Origin of the sequence: Rhizobacter sp. Root1221, assembly GCF_001425785.1 — a bacterium.
Taxonomy (GTDB): Bacteria; Pseudomonadota; Gammaproteobacteria; order Burkholderiales; family Burkholderiaceae_C; genus Rhizobacter.
Window position 1 is genome coordinate 23,848 of record NZ_LMDI01000022.1, and the last position, 13,996, is coordinate 37,843.

Annotated in this window: 10 protein-coding genes; 5 read left to right on the top strand and 5 right to left on the bottom strand. The window is 67.2% G+C overall.

The genetic code is table 11. The features are described 5' to 3' along the window. Positions 1-3: 3 nt before the first annotated feature. On the bottom strand, positions 4-2,538 hold the full coding sequence (locus ASC87_RS16255; protein WP_056664066.1) for a PAS domain S-box protein: 2,535 nt from the start codon (positions 2,536-2,538) through the stop codon (positions 4-6). Between the two features lie 181 nt (positions 2,539-2,719). Here ASC87_RS16255 and aceE point away from each other — a divergent pair, with 181 nt between their 5' ends. The 4 genes from aceE to ASC87_RS16275 all read left to right on the top strand — a co-directional run bounded on the left by aceE (position 2,720) and on the right by ASC87_RS16275 (position 10,028). Beyond that, positions 2,720-5,425, top strand: a complete 2,706-nt coding sequence (gene aceE / locus ASC87_RS16260) for a pyruvate dehydrogenase (acetyl-transferring), homodimeric type (RefSeq protein ID WP_056664069.1) — start codon at positions 2,720-2,722, stop codon at positions 5,423-5,425. Positions 5,426-5,449: 24 nt separating this feature from the next. After that, positions 5,450-7,111: a dihydrolipoyllysine-residue acetyltransferase gene (aceF, locus tag ASC87_RS16265; RefSeq protein ID WP_056664071.1), complete on the top strand. Its 1,662-nt coding sequence runs from the start codon at positions 5,450-5,452 to the stop codon at positions 7,109-7,111. A 22-nt stretch (positions 7,112-7,133) separates the two neighbouring features. Further along, positions 7,134-8,894 (top strand): dihydrolipoyl dehydrogenase, encoded by a 1,761-nt coding sequence (gene lpdA / locus ASC87_RS16270; RefSeq protein ID WP_056664073.1) that lies wholly within the window; start codon positions 7,134-7,136, stop codon positions 8,892-8,894. 87 nt (positions 8,895-8,981) lie between these two features. After that, positions 8,982-10,028 carry a low specificity L-threonine aldolase gene (locus tag ASC87_RS16275; protein WP_056664076.1) on the top strand — a complete coding sequence of 349 codons (1,047 nt, stop codon included), beginning with the start codon at positions 8,982-8,984 and terminating at the stop codon, positions 10,026-10,028. 25 nt (positions 10,029-10,053) lie between these two features. On the opposite strand, the gene ASC87_RS16280 is transcribed toward ASC87_RS16275, so the two are convergent. Together ASC87_RS16280 and ASC87_RS16285 are read right to left on the bottom strand one after the other, a co-directional pair. Further along, complete coding sequence (locus tag ASC87_RS16280) at positions 10,054-10,971, bottom strand: hypothetical protein (protein ID WP_056664079.1); 918 nt, start codon at positions 10,969-10,971, stop codon at positions 10,054-10,056. 25 nt (positions 10,972-10,996) lie between these two features. Further along, positions 10,997-12,151 (bottom strand): PAAR-like domain-containing protein, encoded by a 1,155-nt coding sequence (locus ASC87_RS16285; protein WP_056664081.1) that lies wholly within the window; start codon positions 12,149-12,151, stop codon positions 10,997-10,999. A 148-nt stretch (positions 12,152-12,299) separates the two neighbouring features. Between ASC87_RS16285 and ASC87_RS16290 the strand changes: the two genes are divergently transcribed. After that, a complete protein-coding gene (locus tag ASC87_RS16290) occupies positions 12,300-12,605 on the top strand; it encodes a hypothetical protein (RefSeq protein ID WP_056664084.1) in 306 nt (101 codons plus the stop codon). Between the two features lie 2 nt (positions 12,606-12,607). Here ASC87_RS16290 and ASC87_RS16295 read toward each other — a convergent pair whose 3' ends face one another. Continuing rightward, complete coding sequence (locus ASC87_RS16295) at positions 12,608-13,174, bottom strand: OmpA family protein (RefSeq protein ID WP_056664087.1); 567 nt, start codon at positions 13,172-13,174, stop codon at positions 12,608-12,610. A gap of 25 nt (positions 13,175-13,199) precedes the next feature. Continuing rightward, positions 13,200-13,973, bottom strand: a complete 774-nt coding sequence (locus ASC87_RS16300; protein WP_056664090.1) for a PP2C family serine/threonine-protein phosphatase — start codon at positions 13,971-13,973, stop codon at positions 13,200-13,202. Between the last annotated feature and the right edge of the window lie 23 nt (positions 13,974-13,996).

Genomic DNA, 13,996 nt, shown 5'->3' on the forward strand with positions numbered 1-13,996 from the left:
GGCTCAGGTCAGGGCCGTTTCAAGGCCGGTGGATTTGGCGGTTTCGACAGGCAGCGTGAAGCTGAAACGACAGCCGACCACGGTGGCGCCATTGTATAAGTTCTCGGCACGAATCCGGCCGCGGTGGCTCTCGATGATCGAGCGGCACAGGCTCAGGCCGATGCCGAGGCCCTCGACCTTCGTCGAGAAGAACGCTTCGTACAGCCTGCCAATGACCTCCTCCTTCAGGCCCGGGCCCGAATCGGTGACGGTGAACTCGATCACGCCACCTTCGTCCGGGGTGTGGCGCGGCACCACGCGCAGCTCGATGTTGCGGCGCGGCAAGGGCAGGCCCGCTGAGTCGATGGCCTCGGCGGCGTTTTTCAGGAGGTTCAGCAGCACCTGCTCGATCAGGATGGGGTCCACCATCAGCACCGGCAGGCGCTGCGCGACGTAGATGTGCAGCGCCACGTTGCGCCGGCGCAGCTCGATGCCGGCCAGGTCCACCGATTCGTCGACGATGTTGGCCGCGTGCGCCGGTTCGCGCCGGGGTTCGCTGCGTTTCACGAAGGCGCGGATGCGGCGGATGATCTGCGCCGCCCGCTCGGCCTGCTTGGCCGTCTTCTCGAGGGCGGCGATCAGGTCGGGCTTCTCGATGGCATCGGCCTTCACGCGCGACACCATGCCGTTGCAGTAGTTGGTGATGGCGGTCAGCGGCTGGTTCAGCTCGTGGGCCACCGACGAGGCCATCTCCCCCATGGTCACGAGGCGGCTGGTCACCTGGGCCTTCTCGGCCTGCTGCTGGGCCTGGGTCTCCGCGTGGCGGCGGCTCGTGATGTCGGTGGCGATCAGCATCTGGGCCAGGCGGCCGTCGGTCCATTGCAGGTAACGCGCCCGCACGTCGAACCACTTCTGCAGCGATTCGACGAACACCTCGCGCGGGTCCGATCCGGCTTCCGTCAGTTCCTGCGTGGGCAGGCCGCCGAAGCTGTCCACCGAGTCGCCGAAGTCGCCCAGCAGCATGGGGGCGGCCTCGCCGCCGGCCAGCGCCGCATGGCCGCGCGACTCGGCACCGAACCACAGCCGGTACGAGCGGTTGGCGAACAGCAGCTCGCTCTGTTGCACGGAGAGCACCGACACGGCCGCGTCCAGGCCTTCCAGCACGGTGGTGAACCGCTCGTGCGAAGCCGAGAGCTGGTCGCGCACCCGCTTGGCCTCGGTGATGTTGGTCATCGAGGTCATCCAGCCGGTCTGCACCCCCTTCGGGTCGATCAGCGGGGAGACGTACATGCGGGCGTCGAACAGGCTGCCGTCCTTGCGCATGGCCTTCACCTCGATGCCGCCGGCCGGGCTGCGGCCCTGCAGCTCCTGCTGCAGCAGGCGGTTGTTCTCGTCGTAGCGGTCGGGCGGCCAGTGGGGGAAGGGCGGCAGGTGGCCGATCAGGTCCTGCTCGTTGAAGCCGGTCATCGCGCAGAACGCGGGGTTCACGTAGGTGATGCGGCCTTCCAGGTCCATCGCACGCATGCCGGTCAGCATGGAGTTTTCCATCGCCCGGCGGAAGTTCGTCTCGCTGATGAGCGTGTTCTGCATCTGCAGCCGGCGGCGCATGTGGCGCCAGGTGCCCAGCAGCATCCACACCGTGAGCGTGCTGAGCGCGGCCACCATCCAGAACAGCGTGTTGCTGATGAGGCCGATGGACGTGCGGTAGCCCTGCACACGCAGCTTGAGGCCATTGCCGGCGGGCGCAAGCGGCACGTCGTGGACGATGGACGCCGGCCGGGAGATCTGGCCCGGCATCAGCATCACGCTGCTCGAAAGCACCTTCTCCTGCGAATCGACCACCGTGACCACGTGGCGGTTCGACACGTCGGCCGGGATGAAGTAACGCACCAGCGCCTCGACCGAGTATTCGGCGATCAGCGTGCCGTTGAAACGGTTGTTGTCGATCAGCGGCACCTGCAGCTGGAACACCCAGTGCCCGAAGCCGTTGAGGTACGCGATGGAGTAGGTGGGGTAACGCAGTTGCCGGGTGGCCTCGAACGTGCGCTCGGGGGTGCCCTCGCGCAGCGGCATGGGCAGCGATCTGTCCAGTTCCTCGGGGCTGCTCTCCACCTGCATGTGCATGTTGGCGCTGGAGTAGCTGGCCTGGCGGTGGCGGTCGGCGTCGACCCACATCAGGTGGGTGATCTCGGGCCGCTCGCGGGCGAGGCCGGCGGCCTGCTGGGCGAACCCGTCGGCCTTGATGGTGTTGGTGGCGATCTCGCGCGCCATCCGGATCAGCTGTTCCTGGCTTTCGATCAGGCGCAGGCGCACCTGCTGCTGGGCGATCTCGGTGTCGCGCTTGACCGACTCCTGCTCCCGCTCCAATTCCTCATTGCGGAGGTACCAGAAGGCCGAGATGATCGCCGCGAGGAACAGCAGCACCGAGACCAGCGGTCCGAGGGTGGCGTAGCGGTCCTGGCGTGACGGCGACTGCCGGCGCCACCAGGTGCCGAACAGGCGTTTGGCCCGGACGTCACCGGGGCGGGGGGAGCGGATCAAATCTTTCGCGGGCTGCATCGGCGGATTATCGAGGCTGCGGAGCGGGCAAACAGTTCACCACTCCGCATTGCGACACGGAGAGAACCCTGAGTTTCATTGGTAGTTTCCACAATACGAAACTATCTTGCACAATTTGAGATTTCCTGAACCCTGTGCGACACTCCGCGCCACCTTTCGAACCCTGAACGAGGAGAGTGTGATGTCGGCCCTGCCTGAATCCTTCTTGGGCGCCTCGGCGAACGACGCCGATTCCCAGGAAACCCGTGAGTGGCTGGACGCGTTGTCGGCCCTGATCGAGACCGAAGGTGGCGACCGCGCCCACTTCCTCCTCGAGCAGTTGATCGACCACGCACGCCAGGTCGGCATCGACATGCCGTTCTCCGCGAACACGGCGTACGTGAACACCATTCCTGCGGACAAGGAAGAGCGTTGTCCCGGCAACCTCGAGATGGAAGAGCGCCTGCGCGCCTACATGCGCTGGAACGCGATGGCCATGGTGGTGCGCGCGAACCGCCTGCACCCGGCCGATGGTGGCGACCTCGGCGGGCACATCTCGTCGTTCGCGTCGCTGGCCACCATGTTCGGTGCCGGCTTCAACCACTTCTGGCACGGTGCCACCGAGGACCACGGCGGCGACCTGCTGTACATCCAGGGCCACTCGTCGCCGGGCATCTACGCCCGCGCCTTCATGGAAGGCCGCATCACCGAAGAACAGCTGAACAACTTCCGCCAGGAAGTCGACGGCAAGGGCATCTCCAGCTACCCGCACCCGAAGCTGATGCCCGAGTTCTGGCAGTTCCCCACCGTGTCCATGGGCCTCGGCCCGCTGATGGCCATCTACCAGGCCCGGTTCCTGAAGTACCTGCACGCCCGCGGCATCGCCGACACCTCCAAGCGCAAGGTGTGGGTGTTCTGCGGCGACGGCGAGATGGACGAACCCGAATCGCTCGGCGCCATCGGCCTGGCCGCGCGCGAGAAGCTCGACAACCTGATCTTCGTCGTCAACTGCAACCTGCAGCGCCTCGACGGCCCGGTGCGTGGCAACGGCAAGATCATCCAGGAACTCGAAGGCGAGTTCCGCGGTGCCGGCTGGAACGTCATCAAGCTGCTGTGGGGCAGCTACTGGGACCCGCTGCTCGCCCGCGACAAGGACGAGCTGCTGCGCAAGGTCATGATGGACACCCTCGACGGTGACTACCAGGCGTTCAAGGCGAATGACGGCGCCTTCGTGCGCAAGAACTTCTTCGGCCGCCACCCGAAGCTGCTCGAGATGGTGTCGAAGATGAGCGACGATGACATCTGGCGCCTGAACCGTGGCGGCCACGACCCGCAGAAGGTGTACGCGGCGTACCACCGCGCGGTGAACCACAAGGGCCAGCCCACGGTGCTCCTGATCAAGACGGTCAAGGGCTTCGGCATGGGCAAGATCGGCGAAGGCAAGAACACCGCCCACCAGACCAAGAAGATGGTCGACGAGGACGTGAAGACCTTCCGCGACCGCTTCAACATCCCCATCCCCGACGACAAGATCGCCGAGGTGCCGTTCTACAAGCCGGCCGACGACACGCCCGAGATGCGTTACCTGCACGAGCGCCGCAAGGCCCTCGGCGGGTACCTGCCGCAGCGCCGCCCGAAGGCCGAAGAGCAGTTCACCATCCCGCCGCTCGACACCTTCAAGGCCACGCTCGAAGCCACGGCCGAAGGCCGCGAGATCTCCACCACGCAGGCCTACGTGCGCTTCCTGACGCAGCTGCTGCGTGACAAGGAGATCGGCCCGCGCACGGTGCCCATCCTGGTGGACGAAGCCCGCACGTTCGGCATGGAAGGCCTCTTCCGCCAGATCGGCATCTACAACCCGCAGGGCCAGCTGTACACCCCGGTCGACAAGGACCAGGTCATGTACTACCGCGAGGACAAGGCCGGGCAGATCCTGCAGGAAGGCATCAACGAGGCCGGCGGCATGAGCAGCTGGATCGCCGCGGCCACGTCGTACGCCACGAACAACCGGATCATGATCCCGTTCTACGTGTACTACTCGATGTTCGGGTTCCAGCGCATCGGCGACCTGGCCTGGGCGGCGGGTGACATGCAGGCCCGCGGGTTCCTGCTGGGCGGCACGTCGGGCCGCACCACGCTGAACGGCGAAGGCCTGCAGCACGAGGACGGCCACAGCCACATCCTGGCCGGCACCATCCCGAACTGCATCAGCTACGACCCGACCTTCGCGCACGAAGTGGGCGTGATCCTGCACCATGGCTTGAAGCGCATGGTCGAGAAACAGGAGAACGTGTTCTTCTACCTGACGCTGCTGAACGAGAACTACGCGATGCCTGGCCTCACCGCCGGCACCGAAGAGCAGATCATCAAGGGCATGTACCTGCTGCAGGCCGGCGCCAAGAAGACGCCGCGCGTGAACCTGCTCGGCAGCGGCACCATCCTGCGCGAATCCATCGCGGCGAAGGAGTTGCTCGAGAAGGAGTGGGGCGTGGCCGCGAACGTGTGGAGCTGCCCGAGCTTCAACGAGCTGGCCCGCGACGGCCAGGACGCCGAACGCTGGAACCTGCTGCACCCCACCGACAAGCCGCGTGTGCCGTTCGTGGCGCAGCAGCTCGAGCCGCATGCCGGCCCGGTGATCGCGTCCACCGACTACATGAAGAGCTACGCCGACCAGATCCGCGCGTTCCTGCCGAAGGGCCGCACGTTCAAGGTGCTGGGCACCGACGGGTTCGGCCGCAGCGACTTCCGCAGCAAGCTGCGCGAGCACTTCGAGATCAACCGCCACTACATCGTGGTGGCCTCGCTGAAGGCGCTGGCCGAAGAAGGCACCGTGCCGGCAGCGAAGGTGGCCGAGGCCATTGCCAAGTACAACATCAAGGCGGACAAGATCAACCCGCTGTACGCCTGACGAAAACAGGAATCGGAGAAGAACATGGCATTGGTCGAAGTCAAGGTCCCCGACATCGGGGACTTCAAGGAAGTCGAAGTCATCGAGCTGCTGGTCAAGCCAGGCGACACCATCCAGGTGGACCAGTCGCTGCTGACGGTCGAGAGCGACAAGGCCTCGATGGAGATCCCGTCCGGCGCGGCCGGGGTCGTCAAGGAGATGAAGGTCAAGCTCGGCGACAAGGTGAGCGAAGGTTCCATCGTGCTGACGATCGAGGCGGCAGCCGGGGCGGCCGCCCCAGCGCCGGCTCCCGCCGCTGCGGCACCCGCACCCGCCCCGGCACAAGCCGCGGCGCCGGCACCGGCACCGGCCGCCGCCACGGGTGGCACCCGCACCATCGAACTGGTGGTGCCGGACATCGGCGACAGCACCGACGTGTCGGTGATCGAGGTGTTCATCAAGGTGGGCGACACGCTGAAGGCCGAGCAGAGCGTGATCACCGTCGAGAGCGACAAGGCCTCGATGGAGATCCCGTCGTCGCACGCCGGCGTGGTCAAGGAATTGAAGGTCAAGCTCGGCGACAAGGTCAGCCAGGGCAGCGTGCTCGCCACGCTCGAGATCGCTGGTGGTGCTGCCGCCGCGCCCGCGCCTGCGCCTGCTGCGGCCTCCGCGCCGGCGGCTGCCCCTGAGACGCCGTCCACGCCGGTGGTCGAGCGCGTGGTGCCCACCGCGGCGCTGCCGGCGGCCGAACCGCCGCCGCCCACGGGGCGCCTGCCTCACGCGTCGCCCAGCATCCGCAAGCTCGCCCGCGAGCTGGGCGTGCCGCTGGCCGAGGTGAAGGGGTCGGGCCTGAAGGGCCGCATCACGCACACCGACGTGCACGGTTTCGTCAAGGGCGTGATGGCCGGCGACGTGCGCACGCAGGCGCAGGTGGCCAAGGCCCCGGCCGGTGCAGCAGCCGGTGGCGGTGCGTTCCCGGGCCTGCTGCCGTGGCCGCAGGTCGATTTCTCGAAGTTCGGCCCCATCGAGCGCAAGGACCTCTCGCGCATCAAGAAGATCTCGGGCGCCAACCTGCACCGCAACTGGGTCACGATCCCGCACGTCACGAACCACGACGACGCGGACATCACCGAACTCGAAGCGTTCCGCGTGCAGTTGAACAAGGAGAACGAGAAGTCGGGCGTGAAGGTCACGATGCTCGCGTTCCTGATCAAGGCCATGGTCTCCGCGCTGAAGAAGTTCCCTGACTTCAACGCGTCGCTCGAAGGCGAGCAGATCGTGCTGAAGCAGTACTACCACATCGGCTTTGCGGCAGACACGCCGAACGGCCTCGTGGTGCCGGTGCTCAAGGATGCCGACAAGAAGGGCGTGGTGCAGATCTCGCAGGAGATGAACGCGCTGGCCGCCAAGGCCCGCGACGGCAAGCTGAGCCCGGCCGACATGAGCGGTGGCTGCATCTCGATCTCGTCGCTCGGCGGCATCGGTGGCCGGTACTTCACGCCCATCATCAACGCGCCCGAGGTGGCCATCCTCGGCGTGTGCCGCTCCACCACCGAACCGGTGTGGGACGGCAAGGCCTTCCAGCCGCGCCTGATCCTGCCGCTCAGCCTGAGCTGGGACCACCGCGTGATCGACGGCGCCTCGGCGGCCCGCTTCAACGCCTACCTCGCGCAGATCCTCGGCGACTTCCGCCGCGTGCTGCTGTAAGACACCTTCACGAAAGAGAACCATGTCGCTCATCGACATCAAGGTGCCGGACATCGGCGACTCCAAGGACGTGGCCGTCATCGAGCTGCTGGTCAAGCCCGGCGACACCATCAAGGCCGAACAATCGCTCGTCACCGTCGAGAGCGACAAGGCCTCGATGGAAATCCCGTCCACCCATGCCGGAGTGGTCAAGGAACTGAAGGTCAAGCTCGGTGACAAGGTCAGCGAAGGCTCGCTGCTGCTGACGCTCGAAGCCGCGGGTGCTGCCGCGCCCGCGGCCGCCCCGGCCGCGGCTCCTGCTGCGCAGGCACCGGCCCCCGCGCCGGTAGCCGCCCCCGCGGCGGCGCCGTCCACCGTGGGCACGGCCGACATCGAGTGCGATCTCGTCGTGCTCGGCGCCGGCCCGGGCGGTTACTCGGCCGCGTTCCGCGCGGCCGACCTCGGCATGAAGACGGTGCTGGTCGAGCGGTTCAAGACGCTCGGCGGCGTGTGCCTGAACGTGGGTTGCATTCCGTCGAAGGCGTTGCTGCACGTGGCAGCCGTGATGGACGAGGCGAAGCATTTCGACGCGCTCGGGATCACGTTCGGCGAACCGCAGGTTGACCTCGACAAGCTGCGCAAGCACAAGGAAAAGGTGGTCGGCAAGCTGACCGGCGGTCTCGCCGGGATGGCGAAGATGCGGAAAGTCACCGTAGTGCACGGCAACGGCGAGTTCGTCGACGCCTTCCACCTGGCCGTGACCGACGCCGACGGCAAGCGCCAGACCATCCGCTTCAAGCAGGCCATCATCGCGGCCGGTTCTGAAGCCGTGAAGCTGCCGTTCCTGCCGAAGGACGACCCGCGCATCGTGACGTCCACCGGCGCGCTCGAGCTGCGCCAGAAGCCCAAGCGCATGCTCGTGATCGGCGGCGGCATCATCGGCCTCGAGATGGGCACGGTCTACAGCACGCTGGGCGCCCGCCTGGACGTGGTGGAGATGATGGACTCGCTGATGCTCGGCGCCGACCGCGACCTGGTCAAGGTGTGGCAGAAGATGAACACGCCGCGCTTCGACAACATCATGCTGAAGACCAAGACGGTGGGGGCCGAGGCCACGCCCGAGGGCATCCGCGTGACGTTCGAAGGCGAGGGCGCACCGAAGGAACCTCAGCTGTACGACCTGGTGCTGCAGGCCGTGGGCCGTGTGCCCAACGGCAAGCGCATCGGTGCCGACAAGGCTGGCGTGGCCGTGGGCGACCGCGGTTTCATCCCGGTGAACAAGCAGATGCGCACCAACGTGCCGCACATCTTTGCCATCGGCGACATCGTGGGCCAGCCCATGCTCGCCCACAAGGCGGTGCATGAAGGCCACGTGGCGGCCGAGGCGGCCTTCGGCGAGAAGACCGAGTTCGATGCACGCGTGATCCCGAGCGTGGCGTACACCGACCCCGAAGTGGCGTGGGTGGGCGTGACCGAGGACGAAGCGAAAGCGCAGGGCCTGAAGTACACGAAGGGCGTGCTGCCGTGGAACGCCTCGGGGCGGGCCATCGCGAACAACCGCGACGAGGGTTTCACCAAGCTGATCTTCGACGAGGAAACGCACCGGATCATCGGCGGCGGCATCGTTGGTACCCATGCGGGCGACCTCATCAGCGAGGTGGCCCTGGCCATCGAGATGGGCGCCGACTCGGTGGACATCGGCAAGACGATCCACCCGCACCCGACCCTCGGCGAAAGCGTCGGCCTTGCGGCTGAAGCGGCAGAAGGGCATTGCACGGACCTGCCGCCCGTCAAGAAGCGCTGATTGCAGCCTTGCGCCGGGACGACGGCGTGACAGCGGGCCCGGAATGCGTCAGCATCACCGGGCCCGTTTTCATTTCCACACCCCGCCATGCCCGACACCGCCCAGCAATTCGCCAGTGACAACTACGCGGGCATCTGCCCGGAAGCCTGGGCCGCGATGGCCGAGGCCAACGCGGGCCACGCGCCAGCCTACGGCGACGATGCCTGGACGGCCAAGGCCTCCGACGCCTTCCGCACGCTGTTCGACCGCGATTGCGAGGTGTTTTTCGTGTTCAACGGCACGGCGGCCAACTCGCTGGCGCTCGCGTCGCTGTGCCAGTCGTACCACAGCGTGATCTGTGCCTCGACGGCCCACGTCGAAACCGACGAATGCGGCGCGCCCGAGTTCTTCTCGAACGGCTCGAAGCTGCTGGTGGCACCGGCCACCGACGGCAAGCTGTCGCCCGAGGCCATCCGCGCCATCGCCACGCAGCGCCAGGACATCCACTTTCCCAAGCCCCGCGTGGTGACGATCACCCAGCCCACTGAAACGGGCGTGGTGTACCGGCCCGAGGAACTCGCGGCCATCTCCGCCACGTGCCGCGAGCTGGGCCTCGTGTTGCACATGGACGGCTCCCGCTTCTCCAACGCGTGCGCCGCGCTGGGCTGCGAGCCGGCCGACATCACGTGGCGCGTGGGCGTGGACGTGCTGTGTTTCGGTGGCACCAAGAACGGCATGGCCGTGGGCGAGGCCATCCTCTTCTTCAACCGCCCGCAGGCGGAAGACTTCGACTACCGCTGCAAGCAGGCCGGGCAACTCGCCTCGAAGATGCGGTTCCTGTCGGCGCCGTGGGTGCACATGCTGGAGACGGGCGCTTGGCGCGCCCGCGCCGCGCACGCCAACGCCTGCGCCCGGCGGCTGGTGGATGGCATCGCCGGGGTGCCGGAGCTGTCGCTGATGTTCCCCACGGATGCGAACGGCGTGTTCCTGAAGATGGCGCCGCCGCTGATGGAGGCGCTGCGTGGACGCGGCTGGCGGTTCTACACGTTCATCGGCGGCGGGGCACGGTTCATGTTCGCGTGGGACTCGGTGCCCGAGCGCGTGGATGCGCTCGCGGCCGACTTGCGCGCCGTGGCGGAAGCGGGCCGGGGCTGAGAAAAACGCTCAGCCTCTGACACCTTCAAACAATGCGGTGCCAGCTGTCTGCGGCGAGACGCAGCACGTCTTTCGGACCCACCGACAGCACCGTGTCCGCCTCGGGCAACAAGCGGAAGAACGAGAACGGCAGCTTCTGATCGTCGGGGTTCAGGTCGGCGAAAGGGTAAGGCACGAGACCGCTGTCGTCGACCTGGTACATCACGAGGTTCGACGAGGCGACGACCCGTCCCCCCACGGTGGCGATGCCCCACAGGTACGAGATGGCCGCGTCGTCGGCCACCACCGCCCACTGGTCTCGCAGGCCGCGCAGAACCACGCCGTGCTGCCCGCAGGCATACACCCAACCGTCGGGGGCGCAGTGCACAGCGGTGAGGCGGACGTTCGTGGGGCTGTCCACCGCATGCCAGGCGCCGCCCTCCCGGTACCAGATCGCCCCCTTCATGCCCACGGCATAGAGGTGCGCCAGCGAGAAACCGTCCACCGCCTCCAGGCCGAAGACGCGGGCCGCGGTGTCCGCGCGGCCCGGCAGGCCTGCGTCCTGGGTGCGCCAGGGGGCGCCCGGGCCCCGGACATGGACTTGGTTCCGGTAGCCCACCACCACCGCCTCGCCTTCAATCACCCGGCCGCCCAGCAGCGAGCCGAACTTGTCCTCGCGGGCGTGGATGGGCAGCGGTGGCAGCTCGGTGATGCCGTTGTCGGACACGCTGCAGGTTTCGCCGTCCACGCCGACGAGCAGGGCGAACGCGGCACCGTCCTTGAGCGGCAGCACCATCCGCGCCTGCCATTCCAGGGTCCAGATGGACTTCTTGTCGTCGCGGATGCGGGCGACCACCGTGTGGCGGGTGTCGGGCTGTGCGTCCAGCCCGCCGATCAGCAGCACCCCATCGGGCAGGGGGATGCCGTCCCAGAAGGTCACGGCATCGCGGAGGTTGTCGTGCACGGCGGCGGCTCCGGTGGTTGAGGTGTCATTGGTCCGCGAGCTGCTCGCGGACCAGTTTCATGATTTCGCGGTCCGGCGTGGACTTGTCGGAGGCCGCGGAGCTGGGCTGGATGGGATCGCTCTGCTGGACCCCCATGCGCTCATGGCCCGCGATGATCTGCTTCTTCAGACATTCGCGGTTGCATCGGGGCTCGGTATTCTGCTCATGGAAGACGTCGGCACCCAGGTCGGCGGCCTCGCCCATGGTCCAGGCCGACGGCGGGTTGGTCTTGAGCCAGTCCGCCATGAACTCCTTGCGGTCGAGGCTGACGATGCCGTGTTCACCGAGGTGGTTGCTGGGGCCCTCGGTGAATGCGGTGGGGGCGTCGTTTTCGTTGTACCCGCCCACGCCCTTGCAACTGGCCTTCTCGATGAGGTGTTCGCCCGTCTGCTTCTTGCACTTCATCTTGTTCATGTCCTTGAACGGCATCAACAGGCACTTCATGGCTTTGCGGCAGGGGTCCTGGTTGATCCTGAAGGTGTACACCAGGTACTCGTCCCGCACTTGCGACTGCGCGCGGTCATAGGCGGCGCCGAAGGGCGGCTTGGTGCGCCCGGAGTCGGTGCGGGCCTTGTCGCGCCGCGCTTCGGCGCGTTCGATGCTGGTTTCCTGCTCTTCTGGGCATCCGCGCCCCTCGCGCCACGGGTCGCACCGGCGGTTGATCTCGATGACGTCGTCGTGGCATTCCCCGATGCGGGCTGCCGCCATCATCGCGTTGTGCAGCGTGGGCGGTGCGCCGGGCGGCATGGAACCATGGTTGTGCGTGGTGAGGTCCATGTGGCGGACGACATTCTCGCCCTCGACCTTCACGTCCAGCGACCAGGCGATGAAGTACGCCTTGCCCTTGATCCTGCTTGTCACCACGTTCTTCTTGGGGGCCGAGCCGGCCTCGTCGCCGGTGCTCGTCTTGAAGAAGCTCTTGTCCTTGAGCATGATCTCCTTGCCGGAGATCTTGACCGTGATGGACCCCCCCGATGTATCGGATGCCAGGGCCGTGTTTGGGTATGGCACGGGGATGCCGGGTGGCGTGGCCGGGGTCAAGGGCGGGGTGAAACAGACATCGGGGAACGAGCAGATCGATTTGCCACCCATCGATTTGCTGGAGATTTCACGCCCGTTGGCAAATACGCCGTTGCCCATCTGTCGACCTCTTCGCTGCGTTGCGGGGGAGTATGTCGATCAATGCCCGGTCAGGGCATCCCCAAGTTGCATCGGCGTCGGGCGGCTTGGAAAAGGGGGCAGCACTGTCTTCGCCGATACTGGCAGTCGTTGCAGCCGGGGTACCGACATGTCCACCTATGAGAACGCCACCATCGTCCGAGAGCGCGTGATCGTGCTCGCCCATCCGGGCGAGCTGCACATCCGCCTGCTGGTCGGCGAAAACGGCGATGCCGGCCGCAAGTGCATCCACCGGATGCAGTTCGGAGCCGGCGATCGCCTGCAGTCCGACATCGTCTACCTGTACGACACCCAGGTGCCCATGGCGCACGTGGAGGCCGATTTCATGCTGCTGGCCGGCGGCGGGCTGGTGTCCATCGGGCAGCTGCACCACACCGAATCGATGCTCAACCGGGGTGCGCGCTACGCGCGCTGACCTCAGCGCAGGTTGGTGACGATGGTGACGCGGCGGTTCTCTGCCGCGGACGGCACCTTGCGGTTCAGCAGGTCGCGGTCGCCGCGGCCTTCGGCCTTCAGCCGTTCGGCGGCGATGCCGTGGGTGGAGATCAGGTAGGCGCGCACGCTGTCGGCGCGCTGCTGCGACAGGGACAGGTTCGTGTCGGCGTCCCCCCGGGGGTCGGCATGGCCTTCCACGTTGAAGCTGTACTCGGCCAGGCGGTCGTTCTTGAGCGCCGCGGCCACCACGTCCAGCTGCTTCTTGGCCGGCGCCGTCAGCTCCGCGGAGTTGGTCTCGAACGTGATCAGCAAGGAGGCGCTGGGCTTGCGCGCGGGCACCGTGGGGGCGCCGTCGCGCGTGACCTTCAGGCTGCGGGTGACCACCGGCTCGGGGTCGGGGGTCAGCGCGTCGAGCAGGTTCGATTCGGTGACCTTGTTGCCGCGCAACACGGCGTCGCCCTGGGGGGCGGGTTGCGCTGCGGCCAGCGTGGCCGACAGGGCCAATGCCAGGGCGGGCAGCGGGTGGGAGACGCGGAAAAGGCGGGTCATGGCAGAGGCCTCCAAGGGGTCGGGTTCACAGATAGGCGCCCACGCGCGTGGTTTCGGCCGGGTCACCGATCCAGACGGCCACCGCGCTGTAGTTGTCCTGGCCCTTGAGCCCGGCGCGGCGGATGTCGGCGGCCATCAGGTCGAGCCAGTGCTGGGGCGACGTGGCGGCGGCGAAGGCGGTCTCGATGTCGTGGGGTTCGAAGTGGTCCCACCAGCCGTCGCTGCAGAGCAGGAAGGCATCGCCGTCGGCGATGGGGGTGGCCTGTTCGGTGGTGTTGGGTTCGACCGCCTCGGTGGACCCCATGGCACTGAGCAACTGGTTCTTGCGGGGGTGGTCGCGGGCCTCGGCCCGCGACAGGTAGCCTGCATGCACCATGCGCTGCACCACGCTGTCGTCGCTGGTCACCTCGCCCACCTGGCCGTGGCGCAGCTGGTACAGGCGGGAGTCGCCCACGTGGGTCCACAACGCTTCTTCACGGCGGGTGTCGATCCACAGCGCCACCACGGTGGCATGCATGCGGTCGTGGCCACGCCGGCCCTGTTGCTGGTCGCCGAGGGCGGTGTGGGCGTCGCAGATGATCTGGGTGAGGGCCTCCGGCGAGGCCTGGGGGGCAGACTGCAGGCCCAGCGCGGTGAGGCGAACCACGAGGTCGGACGCCATGGCGCCACCCCGGTGGCCGCCGGCGCCGTCGGACAGCACCGCGTACCAGAACGACCCGGCGGTGCCGTACCGCAGGTCGTCTTCGTTGTGGGTGCGATCCCCGGGCTCGCTGCATGCAGCGATCTCGACATGCAGCATCTCAATGGGCTTTCTGCGGGACG

What these genes read in the sequence shown, in the direction of transcription:
- ASC87_RS16255 (WP_056664066.1), bottom strand. Translation starts at nt 2,538, where the DNA reads ATGCAGCCCGCGAAAGATTTGATCCGCTCCCCCCGCCCCGGTGACGTC.
- aceE (WP_056664069.1), top strand. Translation starts at nt 2,720, where the DNA reads ATGTCGGCCCTGCCTGAATCCTTCTTGGGCGCCTCGGCGAACGACGCC.
- aceF (WP_056664071.1), top strand. Translation starts at nt 5,450, where the DNA reads ATGGCATTGGTCGAAGTCAAGGTCCCCGACATCGGGGACTTCAAGGAA.
- lpdA (WP_056664073.1), top strand. Translation starts at nt 7,134, where the DNA reads ATGTCGCTCATCGACATCAAGGTGCCGGACATCGGCGACTCCAAGGAC.
- ASC87_RS16275 (WP_056664076.1), top strand. Translation starts at nt 8,982, where the DNA reads ATGCCCGACACCGCCCAGCAATTCGCCAGTGACAACTACGCGGGCATC.
- ASC87_RS16285 (WP_056664081.1), bottom strand. Translation starts at nt 12,151, where the DNA reads ATGGGCAACGGCGTATTTGCCAACGGGCGTGAAATCTCCAGCAAATCG.
- ASC87_RS16290 (WP_056664084.1), top strand. Translation starts at nt 12,300, where the DNA reads ATGTCCACCTATGAGAACGCCACCATCGTCCGAGAGCGCGTGATCGTG.
- ASC87_RS16295 (WP_056664087.1), bottom strand. Translation starts at nt 13,174, where the DNA reads ATGACCCGCCTTTTCCGCGTCTCCCACCCGCTGCCCGCCCTGGCATTG.
- ASC87_RS16300 (WP_056664090.1), bottom strand. Translation starts at nt 13,973, where the DNA reads ATGCTGCATGTCGAGATCGCTGCATGCAGCGAGCCCGGGGATCGCACC.